Here is a 23,551-nt window from a genome sequence, read left to right as displayed (position 1 = left end):
TCGGTCATCGCTAACGCTTCATGAAGGCGGTCAGCGCCTCGATCACGCCCTTATTGGCCTCATCGGTGCCGATCGTCATGCGCAGCGCGTTTGGCAGGCCGTAGGGAACGACCTGGCGCAGCACGTAGCCGCGCTGGACGAGCCAGGCATCGGCTGCTGCCGCGCTGCGGTCGGGATCGTCGTCGGGGAAGTGGATGAGCACGAAATTGCCAACGCTGGGCGTGACCTTCAGACCCAGTGCCTCGAACGCCTCGGTCAGTTTCGGCAACCATGTGTCGTTGTGCGCGATGGCCCTGTCGACATGGCTGCGATCGGCGATCGCCGCAGCGCCTGCCGCAATGGCCGGAGCGTTTACGTTGAACGGGCCGCGCACGCGGTTGAGCGCGTCGACGATCTCCGCAGGTCCGTAGAGCCAGCCAATGCGCAGGGCGGCAAGGCCGTGGATCTTGGAGAAGGTCCGCGTCATCACGACATTGCGGTTGGCCGAGACCAACTCGATTCCCGACGCATAGTCGTTGCGCCGGACATATTCGGCATAGGCCGCATCGAGCACGAGGACGACATGCGGCGGCAGTCCCGCATGAAGACGCCGGACTTCAGCGTCGGAGAGGTAGGTGCCCGTCGGGTTGTTCGGATTGGCCAGAAAGACGATCTTCGTTCGCTCGGTGACGGCGGCAAGAATGGTGTCCACGTCGGCGCGGTGATCGGTCTCCGGCACGACCACGGGCGTGCCGCCGGCGGCCAGGATCTGGATTTTGTAGACGAGGAACCCGTGTTCGGTGAAAATGCCCTCGTCGCCCGGGCCGATATAGGTCGATGCCAGAAGGCCGAGAAGTTCATCCGAGCCGTTGGAACATACGATGTTGTCCGGGTTGAGCCCGTGCACGTTGGCGATGGCCGTGCGCAGCGCGGCGGCAGACCCGTCGGGATAGATCTGCAGAGTGTCGGCCGCCTGCCTGTAGGCCTCGATGGCCGCAGGGCTCGCGCCGAGCGGTGTCTCGTTGGACGATAGCTTGTGCAGCCTGACGCCGGGTGCGGCCTTGTCTCGGCCCGGCACATAGGCGGCGATTTGCATTACGCCATCATTGGGTTGCGGTATCGAGCGGTCCGTTTGGGTCATGCTGAACTGTCCATGGCTTGCGCGGGCGCGAAATAGCCCCCGGCGGCGCGTATGTCGAGCAGATCGTGCGGCGCGCTGCCTCCTGCTGGTATCGCGATCAGGCAGCGCTGACCCTCGCTGCCGTGCCCGATGACCTCGCCGCCGGTCCATCGATCAAGCGAGTCGACGCTTTTCAGGAGCCCGGTGTAGAGCCGCAGGTCGAACGGGACGGGGTCCGACAGGGGCGGCGACAGAACGAATGAATCGACGGTCGGAAACGGCACGTCCGCAGCCGGAAGGCGCGCCATCACCGACAGCCCGCCCGACGAATCGAGCCCGTCCCACCAGGCGCCCGCGCCTTCGAGCGGCACGATGACGAGCGCGTTCCGTTCAGCCATCGCCGCGTCCATAGCACCCGCCGCATCCTCGTGTTCCTCCATTGCGACCGTGAAACCGAACTGGAACCGCGCCATGTCGCGCATCGTTGCGGGTTCGGCGCCGCCGACCAGATGCACGCGATAGGGTGCCTGAAGCCAGGTGAAGGTCGAGATGATCTCGCGCCAGACATGGACGATCATCGACAGCGGCACCGAGCCGGAATGTCGTTCGGCGAGAACGCGCATCATCTGCGCCTCGCGGCCGGGCCGGAAGGCGGCGCCCTTGGCCTGATCGGCGCCCTTGATGCGGATCAGTTCGTCGATCACGCCGGCGCGCTGCATCAGGAGTGCATGCATGGATTCGTCGACCGCGTCGATCTTGGCGCGCAGTTCGGTCAGGCGCTGTGGATTGGGAAGCGCATCAGCCATGTTTGGTCGGTCTCGTCATATTGCGCCGTCTTAGTCGCGCGGCCCGGCAATTGCAAAACGGTGCCAGCCATTGGCGTCGCGGCCAGCAACCGAGCCCTGCGGCGCCAAAGCCGGAACGAAGACGCGGCGCGACTGGCGCTCGGCCACCGGCAGACCCTGATAAAGGCGCTTCTGGGCCTCGATGACCAGCACGCCGCCAAAGACCGGCCAAAGCCGCAGGCCCCATGCCTCGAGCCGGGTCGACAGTCGAAGCGCGAGAAACCGGCGCGACGGCGGAAAGAACAGCGCTTCGGTTTCCGCCGTCATGGTGAAGTTGGCATCGCGCAGCAGCTTGACGAGCTGGCCGCGCGAAAACGGGCGGCCATTGCCGAACGGGGTCTGCTCGATCTGCGCCCAGACGCCGCGCCGGTTGGGCACGACAATGAGGAGCCGTCCGTTCGGTGCCAGAACGCGCCATATCTCCATCAGGGTCTCGCGCGGATTTTCGGCATGTTCGAGCGCGTGGACCAGGAGCATCCGGTCGATCGAGGAATCGGGCAGGGGCAGTTCCTCGTCGAAGACGAGCGCGGTCCTTGACGGTCCGGTGCGCGGCCAGCGTGCCGCACCCTGGGCCGCAAGCATGAAGGCAAGCGTGCGTTCGGTGTCGGGCGCGAAACGATCCAGCCATGGCCGGGTGTGGCCGAGACCGACGAGCCGCTCATTGGGCATCGGCTTCCAGATGCGCGACAGGGCCAGTCCGATGGCGCGGCTGGCGCGCTTGCCCAGCGCCGAATGGTAGAAGGCGCGCAGTTCGACAATGTCGGTATGCATGGTTCGGCGCGACCCCTCGCATTGACGCGGCGCCAGAAAACCGCATTTGTGCGGCCAGGGCAACGCGGATCGGAAGGACATGCATCATGATCGAGATCGAACAGTTTACCTGTCTGTCCGACAATTTCGGCGTTCTGCTGCATGACGCGGAGACCGGGCGGACGGTTTCGATCGATGCGCCGGAAGCGGCGGCGATCCAAGCCGCCCTTTCGCGGCGCGGCTGGAAACTGACCGACATTGTGGTCACACACAAGCATTTCGATCACATTGACGGCCTCAAACCGCTCAAGGACGCGTATGGCTGCACCATTGCCGGCCCCAAAGCCGAGGCGGACGCGATCGGCATGCTCGACGAGCAATTGGCCGAAGGCGATGTCTACGAGGCCGGGTCCATGACGTTTTCGGTGATCGAAACGCCGGGCCATACGCTGGGCCAAATCAACTACCACTGCCCGCAGGCCAATGCGCTTTTTGCCGGTGATACGCTGTTTTCGCTGGGATGCGGTCGGCTGTTCGAGGGCAGCGCCGGCGACATGTTCGCTTCGCTTGAAAAGCTCAAGGCCCTGCCGCCGCAGACGCATCTTTACTGCGGTCACGAATACACGCGGTCGAATGCGGCTTTCGCGCTGTCGGTCGACCCGGACAATGATGCGCTGAAAGTCCGCGCCGATCAGGTGGAGGCGCTACGTGCCGAGGGCTTGCCGACGCTGCCGGTCACGCTGGAGCGCGAACTTGCCACCAACCCGTTCCTGCGAACCGGCGATGCCGGCATTCGCGCGCATCTGGGCATGATGGACGCCGACGATGTGGCCGTCTTCGCCGAATTGCGGGCGCGCAAGGATCGCTTCTGATGGACCATCTTTCCGCTGCCGACATCCGCGCGCTTCTCGGCATGCAGCCGCATCCGGAAGGCGGCCATTTCGTCGAGACGTTCCGCGACGCGGTTTCGCACGGATATGGCGCGCGTGGCGCATCGACCGCCATCTATTTCCTGCTCGAGGCGGGCGATGTCTCGCATTGGCATCGCGTCCTGGATGCTGCGGAGGTCTGGCATTTCTATACCGGCGCGCCGCTGGTGATCACGCTGTCCCCGAATGGTCATGACGCCGAGGCGCACCGGCTGGGCATCAATCTGGCGCTGGGCGAGCGGCCGCAGATCGTGGTTCCGGCGGGATGGTGGCAGACGGCCACATCGCTCGGCGCGTGGACGCTTGTCGGCTGCACCGTCGCTCCGGGCTTCGAATTTGCCACTTTCGAGATCGCGCCGCCGGACTGGCGGCCCACGCCGCGGCCTGCCGCCGGATCAGACAAACGCTGAAACAAGCGCGAACTGAGCGGCGACGTAGAGCACCCAGATCGCCGGTCCGGTGAAGGCGCGCCTTGCCTCGTCGTCGGGCGCGATCACAAACTTCTCCATGCCGAGTATCGCATCGGACGCCATGAACAGCACGGCGCCCGCAATGACGAGCCAGGACCCCGTCAGCAGCGCCGTCAGGCCCATCGCGAGGATGGCTCCGACATAGGCCATGACCGGCCAGCGCAGCGGGCCCGCATGGCGAAACAGGATCCGACCCAGGATGAGCGCCACGCCGACCATCATGACCGCAATCAGCCAGGAAAAGGCCGGCAGGCCGCCGAAGCGGGTTTGCGCGAACAGCAAGACGTAGATCACATGCCCGGCCAGAAAGGCGATCAGCCCCGAGAGGAATGCAGGATCAGCCGAACCGTCATCATCCGTGGCGGGCCGGGCGAAGGCCAGGAGCAGATCGCCGGCGGCGCTGTGCACGAGCGCGGCCACCAGAAGGACCGGTGCTCCGGCCAGCGCGGCGACGATGGCGAACAAGGAGACGGGCACGGTTTTGACAATGGCGCGCGCCAGGGTGCGGCGGCCAACCGGCATGAACAGATAGGCGACGGCGAACGCCAAGGCGGCAGCGAACAGGCCTTGCGTCATGGCACAGTCCGCCGGCCGATGGTCGAAAGGGCGGCGAGCAGGGCACCGGCGGTGATCAGAACGCAGGCAACCAGAACCGCCCAGCCGGCCTCGGCCCGGCCGGCGGCGATGAGAATGAGCGTCGACAGGAGCGGAGCGGCATAGCTTGAGGTGCCGACGAGCTGTATGTCGCCATGCTTGACGCCGTAATCCCAGACGTAGAAGGCCGCGCCGACCGGCAATAGGCCGAGACCGATGACGGCCAGCCATTGGGTCGCATCGAGCGGCCAGACGGCGGTTTCACGTTCAAGCAGCCACCAACCGAGTGTCGAAAGCAGCGCGGCAACGGCGCAAAAGACGATCACGGCGGATGACGGCACGGCGGCGAAGCGCCGTGCGACCAGCGAATAGCTGGCCCATGTGAACGCGGCGGCAACGGCAAGCGCATAGCCGCCGGCAAATTCGGGATTGACGGCGAGTGACGTGCCGCGCGTGACGATCAGCGCGGCCCCGATAAAGCCCAGAAGCGCGCCGGCCATGTGATACCAACGCAGCCGTTCGCCGGGCAGAAGCGCGCTGCCGACGACGATCAGAAGCGGCCAGAGATAGGCGATCAGGCTCGCCTCGACGGCCGGCGCCGCCTTCAGGGCGGCGAAATAAAGAGCGTGATAACCGAACAAGCCGATGCTGCCGAGGCCATAGGCGAGCCATTGGCCGTCCGCCGGCCACAATCTTTGCCGCCCGCGGCGCGATGCGTGCCACAAGAGGCCGACAAGCGTGCCGACCGCAAAGCTGATGGCCGCGGTCTGGAACGGCGGCATGGCGCCCGTCGCATCGGTGAGAAGCGCCAGAAAACCCCACATGACCACCGCCAGAAACCCGGCCAGCGTCGCCAGATTGCGATGCCGGGATGAAGCAGGTCGGGTCGTTGGGCTGGCTGCGTCCATGCCTCGCCGTTTCGGGGCGGGCGGTCAGTTTGTCAATTGTTCAAAGCGCGTCGCGGTGACATTGACGGTGGCCCCGTCGATCTTCACCCGCGCCTTGACCGGCGCAAAAAGGCCCGTCTGGCCGACCGGTGCGAAGCTGATCTCGATGCGGCCCTTGTCGCGCATCCAGTTGATCTCGCGCTTGGAGCGGTTGAAACCGGCGATCGGAACGAATTGGGCCCGACAGGTAACGGCATCGCCGCTGTAGCCGGTGGCCGAGAACGGGATGGTGCGCAGATAGCTCATCTTGAGATCGGCGCGCAGGGCGCCCGAGAAGGTGCTGATGGTGCGGGCGCAGACCTGCCGCAGGGACGGCGCCGGAACCAGCATGGCGCCGATCGGATCGAGAACCCCCGACAATTGCGCCGGCGTCGGTTCGATCCAGTCATCGCCCTTTGTGACGGCGGGCGTGTTGCTGGCCGAGGTGACCCTGCCGCCGGAAAAGGCGATCAACGTGCGCTTGTCGCGCCCATTGTCGGTGTAGCGGACATCGAATTTGCCGGACTGGACTGTGCCGCCCCCAATCGCACCGGACGCGTTGAGCGTGCCTGCCGTGGTGGTGAACAGCCGCGCCACGCCGCGCGCCCGCATCGTCGCGTTCACCGTGTAGCTGCTGCCATCGATGGTCGACTGGAAGCTTGTAGAGGCGATGCGAAGGCCGAAGGCCGATACGGAATATTCCGATGCGTAATTGGCAGCCCGGGCGTGATTTGCGTTGATTGTTGTGACCGCCAAGACGGCCAATGCGGCGGAGACGATGCGTCGCATGAATGTGGTCCCGTTCCTTTACTGTCCCTTCGGCCTTGCTGGGTCAGCAATGAGCCGATTGTGTGGACGGATATGGCCCCGGCCGGCTGAACGGCGGCTGAACGAACGGCATTGACGGCCAGCCGCGCAAACACTATAGAGCGGCGACTTTTCCGCAATGCGCCAGGTCCATTGCCGCGTCCGGTTTCCGGAATTGGGGCGTCTGGGCCGTTTTGCGCTGACGGATCCGACAATTGCAAGACGATCGAAGGTGAATGCCATGTCGCGCGCATGTGAACTGACGAACAAGGCGGTCATGGCCGGCAACAATGTCAGCCACGCCAACAACAAGACCCGCCGCCGTTTCCTGCCCAATCTGTGCCAGGTGACGCTGATGAGTGAGACGCTGGGCGAAAAGTTCCGCCTGCGCGTTTCTGCAGCCGCCCTGCGCTCTGTGGAGCATCGCGGCGGGCTCGATGCCTATCTCGCCAAGGCAAAAACCGCCGAACTGTCGCAGCGCGCACGCCTGATCAAGCGCCGCATCGCGCAGAAGCAGGCCGAAGGCGCCCAGGCGTAACGCCGCACTCCATCGCCGGCCCGTCCCGGTCTCATCTGCAACTGGTGGCATCACCCAGGATAAAAAAATGCGCTCTTTTCCGCTCGTTCCGACGCTCGGCTTCGTTTCCGCCATGTGCGCGGTGGTTGCCGCATCAAACTATCTCGTCCAGTTTCCCGTTCAGGTGACGGTTGGCGGCTACGATTTCGCCGATCTTCTGACATGGGGTGCGTTCACCTATCCGGTGGCGTTCCTGGTGACCGATCTGACCAATCGCCGGTTTGGCCCGTCCGCTGCGCGCACCGTTGTGTTCGCCGGTTTTGCGCTCGCAGTCGCCCTTTCGGTCGTTCTGGCGACGCCGCGCATCGCGGTCGCATCGGGCACCGCCTTTTTGACCGCGCAACTGCTCGATGTGTCGATCTTCGACCGGCTGCGGGCGCAGGCATGGTGGCGCGCTCCACTGGCCTCTTCCGTGATCGGGTCGGTTCTCGACACGCTGATCTTCTTCACGCTGGCGTTTGCGCCTGCGTTCGCCGTACTGGGCGCCAACGACGCGTTCGCGATCGAAACGTCGTCGCTGCTTGGCCTGTTTGCCGCAGAGGCGCCGCGATGGGTGTCCTGGGCGCTGGGCGATCTGGGCGTCAAGCTGCTGGTCGCGCTGGCGATGCTGGTGCCCTACGGCCTGCTGCTGAACGTCAGCCGCCCACGGCATCTGCCGGCGGCGTGAGATAGCGGAACTCGATCAGAAGGTTGCGCTGCAGGATCGAGTGATTGTCGTCTGACACGATGGTCAGGCGCGGCACGCCGTCGGCGTCCTGGGTGATCGCCAGCCCTTCCATATTGTCGATCTGGAAGCGCATGTCGGCCTCCAGCAGGATTTCGCCATCGACCGTGGCGCGCGCGCGGATTTCGGCATCGTCGATCCGGCGCAGCCGCATCGCAACGCCGTCACGTACGTTGAAGCGGCGTTCGAGCAGGATCAGATCGCCGTCGGGCAGAAAATCGATGTCCGTGACGTAGAAATCGTCCCGTTTTGCCACGGAAAACTCGAACGGCTCACCTGTACCTGGCCTCGCAAAAGCCATGATATTGCCGGCCGCATCGAGGCTGTTTTCGGTTACGCCGATCAGGGCTCCGGCAAGCGCGCTTGCCTCCGTGCCGATGGCGATGCCTTCGAACCCGCGATTTCTGCGCAGTTCGTGGAGCGGCACGGGCGGCGGGGCGGCGGCCTTCCAGCGGCGCTTTTCGCCATCGGTCTCGTACACGGCGATGCGATGTTCGCGCTCGAACGACACCCACAGCGTTCCGTCGCGGGCGGCAATGCCTTCGGCATCGGCCTGCCATTTTCCGGTGATCGGCGCGCCTCCCCTGCCCGCAATCGCGGTCATGGCCAGATCGGTGACGCCGGCGGGATTGCCATCCTCACCGCGGGCCAATGTTCCATCGACCCAGAAACCGGTGTCGGTGACGCCGATAAACCGGCCCTGCCCGTCAACGAAGCGAAAACCGGACAATGCGCCGAAATGGCGAGAGGTGGCGTTGATCTCGAGGCCCCCGGCAAATTCGAGATCGCCGAAACGTGTTTCGTCGGAGCCGATGCGGAAGCGGGTGATCGGCCGCGTCCGTGCCTCCATGCGGTGGAGTTCGGCCTGCTGTGCATGTGCCGGAGCGGGTGGGCTGGCCCATGGCGCGGTCGTCAGCATTGCCAGGGCGAGCGCTGCTCGCGACACGCCCATTCAGCCGGCCCGCCGCCGGCGCGGCGCGGCGCGGCCCTGCTGGCGCGCTGATGCGCTTTCGTCGGTGAACAGGGCGGCCAGTTGCTCGGTCATCGCGCCGGCCAGCTCCTCGGCATCGACGATGGTCACGGCGCGGCGGTAATAGCGGGTCACATCGTGGCCGATGCCGATCGCCAGCAACTCGACATCCGAGCGCGTTTCGATCTCCTCGATAACCGCGCGCAGATGGCGTTCGAGATAGTTGCCCGGATTGACCGACAGCGTCGAATCGTCGACCGGCGCCCCGTCTGAAATCATCATCAGGATGCGGCGCTGCTCGGGCCGGACGGCAAGGCGCCGATAGGCCCAGGTCAGCGCTTCGCCGTCGATGTTTTCCTTCAGGAGACCCTCGCGCATCATCAGGCCGAGATTTTTGCGCACCCGGCGCCAGGGCGCATCCGCGCTCTTGTAGATGATGTGGCGCAGATCGTTGAGACGGCCGGGTTCGGACGGCTTGCCGCGCTTGAGCCAGGCCTCGCGCGCCTGACCGCCCTTCCAGGCCCGCGTTGTAAAGCCGAGGATCTCCACCTTGACGCCGCAGCGCTCAAGCGTCCGCGCCAGAATGTCCGCGCAGGTGGCGGCGACCGAGATCGGCCGGCCGCGCATCGAGCCCGAATTGTCGATCAGAAGCGTGACCACGGTGTCGCGGAAATTGGTGTCGCGCTCGCGCTTGAAGGTCAGAGCGCCGAAGCCGCCTTTCATCTCCTCGACGACAACGCGCGGCAGCCGCGCCGGGTCGAGATAGCCTTCTTCGAGATCGAAGTCCCATGACCGGTTCTGCTGCGCCATCAGGCGGCGCTGGAGCCGGTTGGCGAGGCGGCCGACGACGCCCTGAAGGTTGGCGAGCTGCTTGTCGAGATAGGCGCGCAGACGGTCCAGTTCGGCCTCGTCGCACAGTTCCTCGGCAGCGATCGTCTCGTCGAATTCGGTCGTGTAGATGCGGTAGTCGATATCCGACAGGATATCCTGAATGCCGGGATCGGGCCGCTCGACCTCGCCGGGCTCCTCGGCATCGAGATCGAAATCGTCGTCCATGTCGTCGCTGGTGGCGTCGGACGCCTCCATCTCGCCGGTTTCGGTCTCCTCGCTCTCGGCAGGCGCCTCGTCCTGATCGGCGCTTTCCTCGCCCGACTGCTGGTCGTCCAGGCCGCCATCGTCCTGCTCTTCCTGGTCGGGCGGCTGCTCTTCAGGGCTGTCGTCGTCGTCGGCTTCGTCGGCGCCGTCGCCCTCATAATCGTCGGCCATTTCCATGGCGGCCAGCATGTGGCGCACGGCGCGGGCGAACGCGTCCTGATCCTCGACATTGGCGGCGAGCGCGTCGAGATCGGCCCCGGCCTTGTCGGTGATCCATTCGCGCCAGAGATCGGCGACGGCGCTGGCCGCTTCCGGCGTCGGCCGGCCGGTCAGTTTCTCGCGAACCATCAGCGCCACCGCTTCCTCCAGCGGCGCCTGGTCCTTTTCGGTGACCGCGGACAGATTGTTGCGCGTGAACCGGTCTTCGAGCATGGCGGCCAGATTGTCGCCCACGCCGGCCATGCGGCGCGTGCCCAGCGACTCGACGCGCGCCTGTTCCACCGCGTCATAAATGGCACGCGCCTGATCGCCCTCGGGCGCGATGGCGCGGTGCGTGGCGTTGTCGTGGCAGGCCGAGCGCAGGGCGATCGAGTCGCCCATGCCGCGCGTGACCATGACATCGTTCCTGGTTACCCGCTTTGGCAGGTCGGTCAGCCGCGCATGCTTGCCGGCGAAGGCCGGCCGATCGGCCGAAAAGACAACCTCCAGCTCCGGTTCGCCCGCGATGGCGCGCATGCAGCCGGTCACCGCTCGCTTGAGCGGCTCGGTGTCGGCGGGCTTCTGCGCGCGCTTGCGGGAATTGTCTCCTGGGCTGGCCATCGTGCTCGCGGTCGGGACCTCGTCAGCTGAGCGCGACGTTGGCCGCGCTTTCCTTGAGTTCCTCGCCGAAGCAGCGCTGGTAGAATTCGGCCACCAGCGTTCGTTCGAGATCGTCGCACTTGTTGAGGAACGTCAGGCGGAACGCCATGCCCAGATCGCCGAAGATCTCGGCGTTTTCGGCCCATGTGATCACCGTGCGGGGGCTCATGACAGTCGACAAATCGCCATTCATGAAGGCTTGCCGCGTGAGGTCGGCGAGCCGCACCATGGCGTTGACCGTCTCGCGGCCATCCTTGGTCTGATAGTGCTTGGCCTTGGCGAGCACGATCTCGACCTCATTGTCGTGCGGCAGATAGTTGAGCGTGGTGACGACCGACCAGCGGTCCATCTGCGCCTGGTTGATCTGCTGGGTGCCGTGATAAAGGCCGGTCGTGTCGCCCAGACCCACCGTGTTGGCGGTGGCGAACAGGCGGAAGGCCGGATGCGGGCGGATCACGCGGCTCTGGTCGAGCAGCGTCAGCCGGCCCGAGCTTTCAAGAACGCGCTGGATGACGAACATCACGTCGGGGCGGCCGGCATCATACTCGTCGAACACCAGCGCGACATTGTTCTGATAGGCCCAGGGCAGAATTCCGTCGCGGAACTCGGTGACCTGCTTGCCCTCGCGAACGACGATGGCATCCTTGCCGACAAGATCGATGCGGGAAATGTGGCTGTCGAGATTGACGCGCACGCATGGCCAGTTGAGACGCGCGGCGACCTGCTCGATATGGGTCGACTTGCCGGTGCCGTGATAGCCCGAGACCATGACACGGCGATTGTGGGCAAAGCCCGCCAGGATCGCCAGCGTGGTGGCGCGGTCGAAAATATAGTCCGGGTCGATCTCCGGAACGTGGGAATCGCCGGTCGAAAAGGCCGGAACGGTCATGTCGACATCGATGCCGAAGGTGTCGCGCACATCGACGCTCGTGTCGGGCATGTCCGCAATATCGAGTTCGATCTTGTTCATCTCGTCTTCTCCGGCGCGCCGCCCTCGGTCCCGCCCGTTCTCATTGTCCTATGGATGGCGCGCTAGCACAGGCCGGCGGTCTTTAACAGTTGATAGGCCTGGATCACGTCACGGAACCGTTCCTCGGAGGTGCGATCGCCGCCGTTGGCGTCGGGATGGTGCTTCTTGACCAGTTCCTTGTAGCGTGTCTTGACGTCGTCCGACGTCGCATCGTCCTTCAGACCGAGCGTGCGCATGGCCTTGGACTCCAGCGGCTTGAGCCGGCGTACCGGCTTCTGGCTTTGCGCCCGCGCCCAGGCGTCGGGATCGCGCATCCGCATCGCCTTGGCCGATCCCGACTTCAGATCCGAAAAGACCGGCGCGGCGGTCGTCTTCATATTCGCCGTGCCCATCTTCCAGGTCGGCCGGTTGCCGGTCATGGAGTCCTTCTGGAACCTGGCGATATCGTCGTCCGAAAGGCCGGAGAAATAATTGTAGTTCTTGTTGTACTCGCGCACATGGTCGAGACAGAACCACAGATATTCGCCGTCCCGATTGCGTCCGGCGGGCGCCTTGTGCGCCCCCGGCCGCTCGCACCCCGCCCATTGGCAGCGGTTGCGCGCTTCCTCTTCGGCCTGCCTCTTCTTGCCGCCAGGCTTGATGCGGATCGAATCGAAATATTTCGAGCTTGACTTCATGCGGAACCGATTATGGCGCAACGCCATCTGCAAACAAGGATTGACATCGGGAATGCGCGCGGTACGCCGGACGTGTGGGCGCGGAAAAACGACGCACCCGTTTACCGGCGATCACGACATGTGGCAAGCAGGAGATAGGCATTGGCGGGTCCGATTGAAAGCGCCATGCGCGAGAAGCTGGCTGTAGCCTTCGCGCCGGAGCGGCTCGACATCATCAACGAAAGCCATCTGCATGCCGGCCATCAGGGCGGCGCAATGGATGGCACCGGCGAGACCCATTTCCGCGTGCGCATCTTGTCGGCCGCCTTTGAGGGCCTCGGCCGGCTGGCGCGGCATCGCGCGGTCAACGATGCGCTGGCCGAGGAACTGGCCGGCGGCCTGCATGCGCTCGCCATCGAGCCGGCGGCGCCGGGCGAGCCGGTTCGCTGGTGATCGAACGCCGGCCCTTGTCGATGTTCGTCCTTCTGTTCGCGTCGCCCTGAGCGACTTGACTCAAATCATTGTGCGCTGCCTGACCGCGGTTAGCATGGTGTCAGTGTTCCTGGCAGCGAGACGCCGGCATGGCCGAACGGGATGAAAAGGTCGCGGAGACGCTCGGGCTCGACCGTGCGGCCCGACGCCATTTCAACTGGGTGGCCTATGCTCTCCTGCTGGCCGTCGTGGTGGCCGGTGGATGGTACTGGCTGACCCGGGCCGATGCCGAACGCGGCGTCGAATATGTCACTGCAGAAGCGACGGTCGGGGGGTTCGTCGTTACCGTCGATGCGACCGGAACGGTCGAGCCTACCAATCTGGTCGAAATCTCCAGCGAGCTGTCGGGCACGCTCGACGCGGTCAATGTCGACTTCAACGATACGGTCGAGGTGGGGACCGTTCTGGCAACGCTCGATACGACTCAACTGGAAGCGCAGCTTGCGGTCAGCAAGGCACAGCTCGACGCCGCCGAAGCACGAATAGCGATGGTCCAGGCGGGCCTCGACGATGCAAAGCAGAAGTTCGAGGCGGCGCGCGATCTGGAGGCACGCGGCATCACGCCCCGGCAGATGTTCTTCACGCAGGAGGCGGCGTACAATCGCGCCCGGGCGGAGATGGAGTCGGCACTCGCCGACAAGGCGCTGTCCGAGGCCAATCGGGACCTGCAGCAAGCGATTCTCGACAAGGCCTGCATCTGTTCGCCGATCCGCGGCATCGTGCTCGACCGCGCGGCCGATCCCGGTCAGATCGTTGCGTCCTCCCTGTCGGCACCGATCCTGTTCACGGTCGCCGAAGATTTGAGCCAGATGGAATTGCAGGTCGATATCGACGAAGCCGATATCGGCCGCATCGCGGTCGGCAATACCGCTACATTCACGGTCGATGCCTATGACGACCGGCGCTTTCCGGCGACAGTGACCGAAGTGCGCTTCGCGCCGCAGACGGTCGAAGGCGTCGTTACCTACAAGGCGATCCTGACGGTCGACAACAGCGCCCTGCTGCTCCGGCCGGGCATGACGGCGACGGCTGAAATCTCCGTGGCCGAGATCGAGGATGCGCTGGTCGTTCCCAATGCAGCGCTTCGCTATGCCCCGCCGCGCGAGCCGGGCGATACGCAGACCGACGACGACCGGAGCGGCCTTCTGGGCATGCTGATGCCCGAGCGCCCGCAAGAGGATGTCGAGGGCGATGTTCGCACCGTGTGGGTGATGCGCGACGGTGAGCCTGAGGAAATCCCGGTGGTGACCGGCGACAGCGACGGTTCGGTGACCGAGGTGGTCGGCGGAACGTTGCGTTCGGGAGACCTGGTGATCACGGACCGGGTCGATGGCTGAGTCCGGCCGGTCCGATCCGCCGCTCATCAAGCTGCGCGACATCACACGCGTCTACGGGCATGGCGAAGCGACGGTGCGGGCGCTTGACGGCATCAACCTGACCATCGAGGCCGGCGAGTTCATTGCCATCATGGGACCGAGCGGATCGGGCAAGTCGACGGCGATGAACGTCATCGGCTGCCTCGACAGCCCGACCAGCGGCACCTACCGGTTTCGCGGGGTCGAGGTCGCCGATCTCGACCGCGATCAGAGGGCGCTCCTGCGCCGGCACTATCTGGGGTTTGTGTTCCAGGGCTACAATCTGCTGCCGCGCACGAGTGCGCTTCACAATGTCGAGCTGCCGCTGATCTACAAGGGTCTTGGCAGGGCCGAACGCCGGGCAGCGGCGGTGCAGGCGCTCGAAAAGGTCGGCCTGACCCACCGCGCCCATCACGACCCGTCCGAATTGTCCGGCGGCCAGCAACAGCGCGTGGCGATCGCACGGGCACTTGCCGGCAATCCCGAGGTGGTGCTTGCCGACGAGCCGACCGGCAATCTCGATACGCGGCGCTCGGTCGAGATCATGAAGGTCCTTCAGGCCCTGAACCGGGAGGATGGGCTGACCATCGTCATGGTTACCCATGAGGAAGACATGGCCCAGTTCGCCGACCGCCTGATCTGGATGGTCGACGGACGCATCGAACGCGACGGGCCGACCCGGCCGGAACGCGAGGTGGCCCGCGATGCTGTATGAAACGCTTCTGCTGGCTCTGCAGGCGATCTTCCGCAATGCGCTGCGGTCGTTCCTGACGGTGCTCGGGATTGTGATCGGTGTCGCTGCGGTGATCGCCATGCTGACGGTTGGCCAGGGCTCCACCGAACAGGTGACGGCCGATGTCGAAAAGCTCGGCACCAACGTCCTGATGGTGCTCCCCGGCGGTGAGGCAATGGGCGGTCCGGCCGGCACGGCCGATCCGATGTTCGTCATAGGCGATGTCGATGCGGTGCAGGAAGAGATCGCCAGCGTGGCGCTGGCGGCACCGATCAGCCAGAATCGCGCCCGCGTCGTGTTCGGCAACGAAAACCGGCGCACCGACATTGTCGGCACCGACAACCGCTACCTTGAGGCGGCGCGCTGGGACTTCGCCCGCGGACGCGCATGGGAAGCCTCTGAAATCCAGTCCGGAAAGCCTGTCTGCATTCTGGGCGAGACGGTTCGGGCAGACCTTTTCGGCTACGCCGATCCGGTCGGCGAACAGGTGCGCATCAAGAACATGTCCTGCGAGGTGATCGGCCTTCTCGAGTCGAAGGGCGCTTCGACCTTTGGCGCCGATCAGGACGATTTCGTGCTGATGCCCTACCGGGCCTTTCACCGGCGGATTGCCGGCAATGCCGACGTCTCTACCATCTATGTTTCGGTGCGCGAAGGCGTGACCACCGAACGGGCCACCGAGGAGATCGAGGCGCTGATGCGCGACCGAAGGCGGATCGGCGCAGGCGAGGACGACGATTTCGACGTCATGGACATGGAGCAGATCGCCACCATGCTGTCGGGGATCACCGACATTCTGACCGGGCTTTTGTCGGCGGTGGCCGCGGTCAGTCTGCTGGTCGGCGGCATCGGCATCATGAACATCATGCTGGTGTCGGTCACCGAGCGCACGCGTGAGATCGGCATCCGGCTTGCCGTCGGCGCCCAGGCACGGCAGGTGCTGCTGCAGTTTCTGGTCGAGGCGATCGTGTTGTCGCTGATTGGCGGTTTGATCGGAATCCTGCTCGGCCTGGCACTCGGTTATCTTGGTGCCCAGTGGCTTGCGGTGCCGTTCCGTCCCGATCCGCTCGTGATCCTGATGGCATTCGGATTTTCGGCGGCCGTCGGCGTGATCTTCGGCTTTTTTCCGGCCCGGCGGGCGGCAATGCTCGACCCGATCGAAGCGCTGCGCCACGAATAGAAGAGACGTCTGCCGGTTTAGACCGGCGCCTGCCCATGCCGGAATCTCGATGACTCGTTCGGCTGCCAGGACAGGGTCGTTGGACCGTCAAAGAAGAAAGGCCGGGCAAGATCGCCCGGCCTTTCTGATGTTTGAGCCGTCTGCCTCAGCCGTGACCAGCCAGGATCGCCAGACGCACGTCCTCGGCCTTGGCGGCGATCGAGTTGATCGTTGCGTCGCTCATGGACACGCCCATGATCGTGGCAAGCGCGGAGACCGTGTCGGTGCTGACCGGGACGTTCTTGTCCGAGGCGGCCCCCAGCAGGATGCCCGACAGATCGGCGGTCGATGCCGGTGTGACGCCGGGAAGGCTCGTAGAGCCAGTGTTCCAAAACTCGTCGAGAAGCGCCAGATTTTCCAAAGGCGAGTCGACGATCGTGACCGAATCCCAATTGGCTTCCACATAAGCCGCAAACTGGGCCGCGGTCATCCCGTAAAGCGATGCCGAAGCTGCTGGATCGAAGTTGTTGAGCACTTCGTTCAGAGCACGCTCAAGCACATGGTCGGGGCTGCGCGCAACGTTCAGCCGCCCAAGTTCGACCTCGGGAATGCCTTCCTGAGCCCAAGCGGGCTTGCCGCCCGAACCTTCAGCGGGCTTGCCCGCCTGAGGGCCCTTCCCGTCGGAATCGTCGGGTTCGCCCGATCCGGCACGCGGTCCCTGGCCGCCCGAGCCTTGGCCGCCCTGACCGCCCGAGCCGTGGTCGTCGCCGCCATCGTCATGGCCACCATCGGAATGACCGCCACCGCCTTGTCCGCCTTGGCCTTGCCCACCTTGACCCTGGCCACCTTGGCCTTGGCCGCCTTGCTGGGCGGCGGCATCGACGGATCCGAATCCGTAGTCCGTCTTGGTTTCAATTGCGGCCCCGACCGTGAGTATCGCAACGGCAGACACGCCAGCGATCAGTGTCCGACCGAGCGTGGTCTTTGTGCGCTGTATCATTTATGCAACTCCTGTTCACCGAACTTGAAAGCCCCCCGACTCGGGGCTTGCCGGGGAACATTATCGTTGCCTTTCATGTGTACATTAACATAGATCAATATACGCTGCCTTTTGCCGACCGGGACACGTTGGCCGATTGATGGCATCGGGCCATTGCGGTAATCAGTGATCTGAAGCGGTGCCGAGGTGAGGTGAGACATGAACAGAATTCAGAAGTTTCTTCTGGCAGCTGCCGCAAGTGCGGCGATCGCGCCGATTGCTGCACAGGCTGCGGATGACATCATCGAACCGGTGATCGCGCCGCCGAGCGTTTATCCGACTTGGTATGTGCGCGGCGAGGCCGGCGGGTCGTGGCTTGCGGAAAACCGGGGCTTTTGGTGTGGGCCGGGTTGTGCGGTCCCTCCACCCGGGCAGGATCCGCGTATCATCTTTGACCTGGACAGCGGCGTTGCGTTCACGGGCAATGTCGGTGTCGGTGCGGAGGTCATGCAGGGTGTGCGTCTCGACGTGTCGGCTGGATATACTGGCGGCCAGCGCGTCGATGCCGATTGGAACCGGTCACTCACACCACCGCCGGTGAACTTCACCGAGCATGCCGATATCGATGCGACAGTTTCGGCGTTCACGGGTCTCGTGAACCTGTTCATCGAACCGCTGGCGCTGGGCGGAAACGATTCGCCCATCCAGCCCTTCGTGACCGGTGGCATCGGCTTTGCCAACGTGCGCATGGACGACTGGGTGCGCACAAACTCCGACCCGGCGCATCCGCGGCCGACCCGCGTGTTTGAAGGCTCGAGCGCGACGAACTTCGCCTGGTCCGTTGGAGCAGGCGTCAGTGCCGATCTGGAAGAGGTGGTGGGCCAGAACGTCCTGCTCGATTTGACATACCGCTATACGGACATGGGCCGCGTTGCGGGCAGCGGGACACCGCTGCCGGGCCAAGGCAATGGCGTTCCGGAAGAGCCCTTCAACTTCAACTATCGGACCCATACGGTGACGATTGGCGTGCGCGTGCCGTTTGGCACCTGAGCCGCTACCCGCCTGGGCACGCATCAATTCCGACAAGCCGGGCCTCCGCCCGGCTTTTTGCCTTTAGGCCGGCCGGACGCGGAGTTTCCTGATCCTGTTCTTCTCGCGCTTGAGCACGATGAAGCGCTTTCCGTGGAAGGTGAAGGCCTGCTTTTCGGCGGGAATCGTCTTGGCCTCGTGGATGACGAGGCCGGCGATGGTGTTGGCGTCGTCGTCCGGTAGGTCCCAGTCGAGCGCGCGATTGAGGTCGCGGATCGGCACCGACCCGTCGACGACGACCGATCCGTCCGCCTCGGTCTGCACGCCGGCCACCTCGATATCGTGCTCGTCGGCAATGTCGCCGATAATCTCCTCGATGATGTCCTCGAGCGTCACCAACCCTTCCAGCTCGCCATATTCGTCGACGACGATCGCGACATGGGCGCGGCGGCGCAGGAAGGCGTTGAGCTGGTCCTGAAGCATGGTCGTGTCGGGCACGAACCAGGGCTTGTTGGCGATCTTCATGATGTCGACGCGGGTCGGGTCGTTGTCGACCGCGTGCAGAGCGCGCAGAAGGTCCTTGGCGTGCACGATGCCGACAATGTTGTCGGTCTCGCCGCGCCAGACCGGCATGCGCGTATAGGGGCTTTCGAGGATTTCGCGCACGACGATCTCGGCCGGGTCATCGGCATTGACCATGCGCATCGCCGTGCGGTGGATCATGATGTCGCCGACATCGAGTTCGCTGAGGTCGAGCACGCCGCCGAGGCGATCGCGCTCTTCCTTGATGAACGAGCCCTCCTCGTGAAGTACGGTCACCGCGCCGCGCAGTTCCTCATGCGCGGACAGGATCGATTCGTTGGCCCCGAAGGTCACGCCGAAGACGCTCAGGATGCGCCGGACGATGAAGTCGACGGCCCGCGCCAGCGGCGAAACAATGGCGACGAAGATCTGAATGGCCGGAACGACGAACATGGCGAACCGGTCGGTCTTGGAGATCGCCAGATATTTCGGCATCACCTCGGCGAAGATGACCAGCAACACCGTCATGATCAGTGTCGCGTAGACGACACCGGTATCGCCGAACAGCGACAGGAACAGCGTGGTCGCAAGCGCCGACGACAGGACGTTGATCAGATTGTTGCCGATCAGCAGCGCGCCGATCAGCCGTTCCTTGTTTTCCGTCAGCTGGCCGACCGCGCCGGCGCGGGCATTGCCGTTGGCCTCCATCTGGCGCATGCGGCCGCGTGAAACCGCTGTCAGCGCCGTCTCCGATCCGGAAAAGAAGCCCGACATGACGATCAGCACCGCGATGGCGCCGGCTATGATCCAGATTTCCATGACTGTCAGCTCTCGAGCATCTGTTGAAGGAAGGCCCTGACCTCGGAAGCAGGCACGTCGTCCGCAATGAACGCTTCGCCGATGCCGCGCGTCAGGATGAAGGTGAGCGCACCGCGCGAGACCTTCTTGTCCTGGGCGATGAAGTCCATCAGCGCGTCGGCGTCCGGTACATGGGCGCGCACCGGTGTCAGATCGGTCGGCAGGCCCGCGGTTTCAAGATGGGCCGTCACGCGTTTCACATCGTCGGGGCTGCACAAATTCATGCGTGCCGAAAATGCGTGCGCCAGCACCAGGCCGATGGCCACACCCTCACCATGAACGAGCACATCGGAGCGGTAGCCGGTGATGCCTTCCAGTGCATGGCCGAATGTGTGGCCGAGATTGAGCAGCGCCCGTTCTCCGGCCTCACGTTCGTCGCGGGCGACGATAGCCGCCTTGGCCCGGCACGATGCGGCGATCGCCTGCGTCCGCGCCGGGCCGCCGGCGGTGATCGCATCGAGATTGTCTTCCAGCCACGAAAAGAAGGGCGCATCGTTGATCAGCCCGTATTTGGCGACTTCCGCATAGCCGGCGCGAAACTCGCGAACGGGCAGCGTGTCCAGAACAGCCGTGTCGGCGATCACGATGCGTGGCTGATAGAAGGCGCCGACCAGGTTCTTGCCCTGCGGAGCGTTGATCCCGGTCTTGCCGCCGACCGACGAATCGACCTGGGCCAGAAGCGAGGTGGGGATCTGCACGAAACCCATGCCGCGCCGCGTCACTGCTGCCGCAAAGCCCGTCAGGTCTCCGATCACCCCGCCGCCCAGCGCGACCACCAGATCGCCGCGTTCGAGCCGTGCATCGAGCAGCGCTTCGACCGTTTGCCGGAGGTGGCCGAAGTCCTTGGTGGCTTCACCGGCCGGCAGCACAAGGGTTCCCGGCTCGAAACCGGCACCGGAAAGGCTCGCGCGCACAGCATCGAGATGGAGTGCGGCCACGTTTTCGTCGGTGACGACGGCGCACCGGGTACCGGGCGCCAGCGTGGCCAGATATGTGCCGGTCTCGGCCAGAACGCCGGGTCCGATCACGATGTCATAGGCGCGTTCGCCCAGATCGACGCGAACTGTCTGGTGCAGGGTCTCGTCGATCATGGGCCGATCGTTCCGGTTTCGGGTGTTTTCAGGCTCAGATGATGATGAAGCGCCTCGACGACCGTGTCGGCCATCTCGTCCTTGCCGACATCGCGGGATATGACCGTCACATCGGCGGTGGCGTAAACCGGGTATCGCTCGTCCATCAGCTTTTGCATCACCGCGCGGGGGTCAGGCGCCCTTAAAAGCGGCCGCGTCGCCTTTCGCGACACACGCGCCATCAGAAGATCGAGATCGGCCGACAGCCAGACCGAAACGCCGGCGGCGCCGATCGCGGCACGTGTGTCGGCGTTCATGAAGGCGCCACCGCCGGTCGCCAGCACCGTTGCGCCGGCACCGAGAAGCCGGGTCATGACGCTGGCCTCAAGGCGCCGGAACTCGGCTTCGCCATAGTGCTCGAAAATGTCGGCGATCGACATGCTGGCCGCTTCCTCGATCTCGTGATCGGCATCGATGAAGGGCAGTTCGAGCCGCGCGGCCAGCTTGCGGCCGATCGCCGATTTGCCGGCGCCCATCAGGCCGATCAGGACGACCGGCCGCCCGTCCAGCCGGTCGGCGACCTGTTTGGCCATATCTGGCGATTTTTCTGTCATCCTGTGCTGTTAGCACATCATGGCGATGGCCGAGTCAAGCCGTTTGCCAGAGCTTGATCTTTCCCCCGTCGCGGCTGCATAAGAAGCGCAATTGTCCGATTTCGGGCAAAGATGGTTGTGTGATGCCCAGTCTCTTCCGGTTCCTCTTCGTGTTGGGCGTTCTTGCGGCGCTGGCCTACGGTGCCATGTTGGCGCTGGTGGTTTTCGTCAAGCCCGAGCCGCGTCCGATGACCGTCACGATTCCGGCGGACCGCCTGAACCCGGTGCGGATCACCGTTCCGACCGCCGAGCCGGCGGAAGCCGACGGGTCCGGCGATACGGAAGCGGAAGCCGCGCAATAGGCAGCGTTTCGGTAAGGTCTCGCCGCTAGGCTGTCGTCCATGATCGAAGCTTTCCTCGAGATGATGAGCGCCGAGCGCGGCGCGGCCCTCAACACGCTGCAATCCTATCGCCGCGATCTGGAGGATGCCGACCGCTTCCTGCGGGCCCGCGGCGCGGGCGGATTGCACGCCGCGCAGACCGCCGACCTGTCGGCCTATCTGCACGGGCTCGAGGCGCAGGGCTTCGCTGCCAGTTCCCAGGCGCGGCGCCTGTCGGCGCTGCGTCAGTTCTTCCGTTTCCTGTTTGCCGAAAATGTCCGCTCCGATAACCCGACTGGCGTTATCTCTTCGCCGAAAAAACAGCGTGGCCTGCCGCGCCATCTGAGCATGGAGGCGGTGTCACGGCTGCTGGAGACGGCGCGACGTGAAGCGCTTGAGGGCAAAAAATCGCCGGCACAGGCGCGGCGGACGGCGCGAACTCATGCGATCGTGGAGTTTCTCTATGCCACCGGTCTGCGCATCAGCGAACTGACGCGCCTGCCCGCGACCATCCTGCACCGCGAGGAACCGTTCTTCATGGTCAAGGGAAAGGGCGGCAAGGAGCGATTGGTGCCGCTGTCCGACAGCGCACGCCATGCCGGGCAGGCCTATCGGATGCTACTCGAAGGCGACGAACGCGCCCGACAATGCCCGTTCCTGTTCCCCGACGACAGTTTCTCAGGCCCGGTTGCGCGGCAGGTTCTGGCGCGCGACCTGAAGGCAACAGGCGCCCGTTGCGGCATTGCCGCCGAAAGCTTGTCGCCGCATGTGTTACGCCATGCCTTTGCGACCCATCTGCTTGAAAACGGTGCCGATCTGCGCGTCGTGCAGCAATTGCTCGGCCATGCGGACATATCGACCACGCAGATCTACACCCACGTAATGGATGAGCGGCTGCATGCGCTGGTCAGCGCCCATCATCCGCTGGCGGCGTCCGGAAACCGGCAATAGGGCGGCGCCCGCCCGCCCATCCTTGACATCATGGCCATTTGCCGCCACCTGCATGCCGCAACGGGCGCGGGAGCCGGCCGATGGCCGCAGGATGATCGATGTACAGCTATCTTGAGTTCGAAAAACCGATCGCGGATCTGGAAGGCCAGATCCTCGAACTCAAGAAGCTGGCCGAGAGCGGCGAAGGGGCGGTCGATGTCGCCGAGGAAATCGCGCGGCTCGAAAAGCGCTCGCACGAGGCGCTGGTCGAAGCCTATCGCAAGCTGACGCCCTGGCAGAAAGCGATGGTCGCCCGGCACCCGGACCGGCCGCACTGCATCGACTATGTCGATGCGCTTTTCACCGAATTCACGCCGCTGGCCGGCGACCGGAATTTTGCCGAAGACCACGCGGTGATGGCCGGGTTCGCGCGCTACCACGGGCAGCCCGTGGCGGTGATCGGTCAGGAGAAGGGCAACGACACCAAGTCGCGCCTGAAACACAATTTCGGCATGGCCCGCCCGGAAGGCTATCGCAAGGCTGTGCGGATCATGGAACTGGCCGATCGGTTCGGCCTGCCGGTGATCACGCTGGTCGATACGGCGGGCGCCTATCCGGGCATCGGCGCCGAGGAGCGCGGACAGGCCGAGGCGATCGCCCGGTCGACGGAAAAATGCCTGAATCTGCGGGTTCCGCTCGTGTCCGTCATCATCGGCGAGGGCGGCTCGGGCGGCGCGATCGCCATTGCCACGGCCAATACCGTCCTGATGCTCGAACACGCGATCTATTCGGTGATCTCGCCGGAGGCGGGTGCGTCGATCCTGTGGCGCGATGCGGCCCGCGCCAAGGATGTGGCCACGGCCATGAAGATCACCGCCCAGGACTTGCTCGAACTGAAGATCATCGATGCGATCATATCCGAACCGCTGGGCGGCGCGCATCGCGATGTGTCCGCCGTGATGGCCGAAACCGACAGGCATCTCACCAAGGCCATGGCGGCGCTGGACGGCAAGGATGGCGACACACTCAGGCGCCAGCGGCGCGAAAAGTTCCTGGCCATCGGCCGGAACCTCTGAGACCTCTGTCCGGCTCCCCGCCACGATCCGCGTCGGTCTGCCGCGCCCTTCAAGGCTTCGACCGCTTGGCATCGATGGGTTGGGCGCATATCTGTATGCCGCCCG

The 23,551-nt window shown here is 64.7% G+C and carries 26 protein-coding genes; 12 read left to right on the top strand and 14 right to left on the bottom strand.

Annotation, left to right across the window (positions count from 1 at the left end; translation table 11 throughout):
• Nucleotides 1–10: 10 nt before the first annotated feature.
• Genes hisC through ACOQOU_RS09780 form a run of 3 tightly spaced genes read right to left on the bottom strand, consistent with a single transcriptional unit; the run spans nucleotide 11 to nucleotide 2,715 of the window.
• On the bottom strand, nucleotides 11–1,120 hold the full coding sequence (gene hisC / locus ACOQOU_RS09790) for a histidinol-phosphate transaminase (RefSeq protein ID WP_306026027.1): 1,110 nt from the start codon (nucleotides 1,118–1,120) through the stop codon (nucleotides 11–13).
• A complete protein-coding gene (locus ACOQOU_RS09785; RefSeq protein WP_306026028.1) occupies nucleotides 1,117–1,905 on the bottom strand; it encodes a chorismate mutase in 789 nt (262 codons plus the stop codon). Before ACOQOU_RS09785 ends, hisC begins: the two co-directional genes overlap by 4 nt.
• 30 nt (nucleotides 1,906–1,935) lie before the next feature.
• Complete coding sequence (locus ACOQOU_RS09780; RefSeq protein ID WP_109768384.1) at nucleotides 1,936–2,715, bottom strand: class I SAM-dependent methyltransferase; 780 nt, start codon at nucleotides 2,713–2,715, stop codon at nucleotides 1,936–1,938.
• An 86-nt stretch (nucleotides 2,716–2,801) separates the two neighbouring features.
• Between ACOQOU_RS09780 and gloB the strand changes: the two genes are divergently transcribed.
• A complete protein-coding gene (gene gloB, locus ACOQOU_RS09775) occupies nucleotides 2,802–3,566 on the top strand; it encodes a hydroxyacylglutathione hydrolase (protein WP_109768317.1) in 765 nt (254 codons plus the stop codon).
• A complete protein-coding gene (locus tag ACOQOU_RS09770) occupies nucleotides 3,566–4,033 on the top strand; it encodes a cupin domain-containing protein (RefSeq protein WP_306026029.1) in 468 nt (155 codons plus the stop codon). The genes gloB and ACOQOU_RS09770 overlap by 1 nt, the downstream gene beginning before the upstream one ends.
• Here the strand turns inward: ACOQOU_RS09770 and ACOQOU_RS09765 are convergent.
• Genes ACOQOU_RS09765 through ACOQOU_RS09755 form a run of 3 tightly spaced genes read right to left on the bottom strand, consistent with a single transcriptional unit; the run spans nucleotide 4,019 to nucleotide 6,402 of the window.
• Nucleotides 4,019–4,669, bottom strand: coding sequence for a lysoplasmalogenase (locus ACOQOU_RS09765; protein ID WP_109768315.1), 651 nt, complete (start codon nucleotides 4,667–4,669; stop codon nucleotides 4,019–4,021). The genes ACOQOU_RS09770 and ACOQOU_RS09765 overlap by 15 nt on opposite strands.
• A complete protein-coding gene (locus ACOQOU_RS09760; protein ID WP_306026030.1) occupies nucleotides 4,666–5,595 on the bottom strand; it encodes a DMT family transporter in 930 nt (309 codons plus the stop codon). The genes ACOQOU_RS09765 and ACOQOU_RS09760 overlap by 4 nt, the downstream gene beginning before the upstream one ends.
• A gap of 24 nt (nucleotides 5,596–5,619) precedes the next feature.
• On the bottom strand, nucleotides 5,620–6,402 hold the full coding sequence (locus ACOQOU_RS09755) for a DUF3108 domain-containing protein (RefSeq protein WP_120222647.1): 783 nt from the start codon (nucleotides 6,400–6,402) through the stop codon (nucleotides 5,620–5,622).
• 259 nt (nucleotides 6,403–6,661) lie between these two features.
• Here ACOQOU_RS09755 and rpmB point away from each other — a divergent pair, with 259 nt between their 5' ends.
• On the top strand, nucleotides 6,662–6,958 hold the full coding sequence (gene rpmB, locus ACOQOU_RS09750; protein WP_109768973.1) for a 50S ribosomal protein L28: 297 nt from the start codon (nucleotides 6,662–6,664) through the stop codon (nucleotides 6,956–6,958).
• Nucleotides 6,959–7,025: 67 nt separating this feature from the next.
• On the top strand, nucleotides 7,026–7,664 hold the full coding sequence (locus ACOQOU_RS09745) for a VUT family protein (protein WP_109768963.1): 639 nt from the start codon (nucleotides 7,026–7,028) through the stop codon (nucleotides 7,662–7,664).
• Here ACOQOU_RS09745 and ACOQOU_RS09740 read toward each other — a convergent pair.
• The 4 genes from ACOQOU_RS09740 to ACOQOU_RS09725 all read right to left on the bottom strand — a co-directional run bounded on the left by ACOQOU_RS09740 (nucleotide 7,633) and on the right by ACOQOU_RS09725 (nucleotide 12,291).
• Entirely contained in the window at nucleotides 7,633–8,673 is a 1,041-nt protein-coding gene (locus ACOQOU_RS09740; protein ID WP_306026031.1) for an esterase-like activity of phytase family protein, read from the bottom strand. The genes ACOQOU_RS09745 and ACOQOU_RS09740 overlap by 32 nt on opposite strands.
• On the bottom strand, nucleotides 8,674–10,605 hold the full coding sequence (cobT, locus tag ACOQOU_RS09735) for a cobaltochelatase subunit CobT (RefSeq protein ID WP_306026032.1): 1,932 nt from the start codon (nucleotides 10,603–10,605) through the stop codon (nucleotides 8,674–8,676).
• 22 nt (nucleotides 10,606–10,627) lie between these two features.
• Entirely contained in the window at nucleotides 10,628–11,614 is a 987-nt protein-coding gene (cobS, locus tag ACOQOU_RS09730; RefSeq protein WP_109768960.1) for a cobaltochelatase subunit CobS, read from the bottom strand.
• Nucleotides 11,615–11,676: 62 nt separating this feature from the next.
• Entirely contained in the window at nucleotides 11,677–12,291 is a 615-nt protein-coding gene (locus tag ACOQOU_RS09725) for a J domain-containing protein (protein WP_109768959.1), read from the bottom strand.
• A 165-nt stretch (nucleotides 12,292–12,456) separates the two neighbouring features.
• Between ACOQOU_RS09725 and ACOQOU_RS09720 the strand changes: the two genes are divergently transcribed.
• The 4 genes from ACOQOU_RS09720 (at nucleotide 12,457) to ACOQOU_RS09705 (ending at nucleotide 16,030) form a co-directional block, all read left to right on the top strand.
• A complete protein-coding gene (locus tag ACOQOU_RS09720) occupies nucleotides 12,457–12,723 on the top strand; it encodes a BolA family protein (protein ID WP_306026083.1) in 267 nt (88 codons plus the stop codon).
• A 128-nt stretch (nucleotides 12,724–12,851) separates the two neighbouring features.
• Entirely contained in the window at nucleotides 12,852–14,099 is a 1,248-nt protein-coding gene (locus ACOQOU_RS09715; protein WP_306026033.1) for an efflux RND transporter periplasmic adaptor subunit, read from the top strand.
• Nucleotides 14,092–14,832, top strand: a complete 741-nt coding sequence (locus ACOQOU_RS09710; protein ID WP_306026034.1) for an ABC transporter ATP-binding protein — start codon at nucleotides 14,092–14,094, stop codon at nucleotides 14,830–14,832. The genes ACOQOU_RS09715 and ACOQOU_RS09710 overlap by 8 nt, the downstream gene beginning before the upstream one ends.
• On the top strand, nucleotides 14,822–16,030 hold the full coding sequence (locus tag ACOQOU_RS09705; RefSeq protein WP_109768956.1) for an ABC transporter permease: 1,209 nt from the start codon (nucleotides 14,822–14,824) through the stop codon (nucleotides 16,028–16,030). Before ACOQOU_RS09710 ends, ACOQOU_RS09705 begins: the two co-directional genes overlap by 11 nt.
• 145 nt (nucleotides 16,031–16,175) lie before the next feature.
• Here ACOQOU_RS09705 and ACOQOU_RS09700 read toward each other — a convergent pair whose 3' ends face one another.
• Nucleotides 16,176–17,009 (bottom strand): hypothetical protein, encoded by an 834-nt coding sequence (locus ACOQOU_RS09700; protein WP_306026035.1) that lies wholly within the window; start codon nucleotides 17,007–17,009, stop codon nucleotides 16,176–16,178.
• A gap of 198 nt (nucleotides 17,010–17,207) precedes the next feature.
• Here ACOQOU_RS09700 and ACOQOU_RS09695 point away from each other — a divergent pair, with 198 nt between their 5' ends.
• Nucleotides 17,208–18,038 carry an outer membrane protein gene (locus ACOQOU_RS09695; RefSeq protein WP_306026036.1) on the top strand — a complete coding sequence of 277 codons (831 nt, stop codon included), beginning with the start codon at nucleotides 17,208–17,210 and terminating at the stop codon, nucleotides 18,036–18,038.
• 63 nt (nucleotides 18,039–18,101) lie between these two features.
• On the opposite strand, the gene ACOQOU_RS09690 is transcribed toward ACOQOU_RS09695, so the two are convergent.
• The 3 genes from ACOQOU_RS09690 to ACOQOU_RS09680 are packed head-to-tail and all read right to left on the bottom strand — an operon-like array spanning nucleotide 18,102 to nucleotide 21,060.
• Nucleotides 18,102–19,358 carry an HlyC/CorC family transporter gene (locus tag ACOQOU_RS09690; protein WP_109768955.1) on the bottom strand — a complete coding sequence of 419 codons (1,257 nt, stop codon included), beginning with the start codon at nucleotides 19,356–19,358 and terminating at the stop codon, nucleotides 18,102–18,104.
• Nucleotides 19,359–19,363: 5 nt separating this feature from the next.
• Nucleotides 19,364–20,488, bottom strand: coding sequence for a 3-dehydroquinate synthase (aroB, locus tag ACOQOU_RS09685; RefSeq protein WP_109768954.1), 1,125 nt, complete (start codon nucleotides 20,486–20,488; stop codon nucleotides 19,364–19,366).
• On the bottom strand, nucleotides 20,485–21,060 hold the full coding sequence (locus tag ACOQOU_RS09680) for a shikimate kinase (RefSeq protein WP_306026037.1): 576 nt from the start codon (nucleotides 21,058–21,060) through the stop codon (nucleotides 20,485–20,487). Before ACOQOU_RS09680 ends, aroB begins: the two co-directional genes overlap by 4 nt.
• Before the next feature lie 143 nt (nucleotides 21,061–21,203).
• On the opposite strand from ACOQOU_RS09680, the gene ACOQOU_RS09675 reads away from it, so the two are divergent.
• From ACOQOU_RS09675 to ACOQOU_RS09665, 3 genes are all read left to right on the top strand, one after another.
• A complete protein-coding gene (locus ACOQOU_RS09675; RefSeq protein ID WP_196780334.1) occupies nucleotides 21,204–21,422 on the top strand; it encodes a histidine kinase in 219 nt (72 codons plus the stop codon).
• A gap of 39 nt (nucleotides 21,423–21,461) precedes the next feature.
• On the top strand, nucleotides 21,462–22,391 hold the full coding sequence (locus ACOQOU_RS09670; protein WP_306026038.1) for a site-specific tyrosine recombinase XerD: 930 nt from the start codon (nucleotides 21,462–21,464) through the stop codon (nucleotides 22,389–22,391).
• 98 nt (nucleotides 22,392–22,489) lie between these two features.
• The gene (locus ACOQOU_RS09665) at nucleotides 22,490–23,446 is read left to right on the top strand and encodes an acetyl-CoA carboxylase carboxyltransferase subunit alpha (RefSeq protein WP_306026039.1); all 957 of its coding nucleotides are present in this window, start codon (nucleotides 22,490–22,492) and stop codon (nucleotides 23,444–23,446) included.
• Nucleotides 23,447–23,551: the final 105 nt, after the last annotated feature.

This window comes from Oceaniradius stylonematis, from assembly GCF_965223445.1.
Lineage (GTDB): Bacteria > Pseudomonadota > Alphaproteobacteria > Rhizobiales > Rhizobiaceae > Roseitalea > Roseitalea stylonematis.
This window is presented reverse-complemented; position numbering and strand designations above follow the sequence as displayed.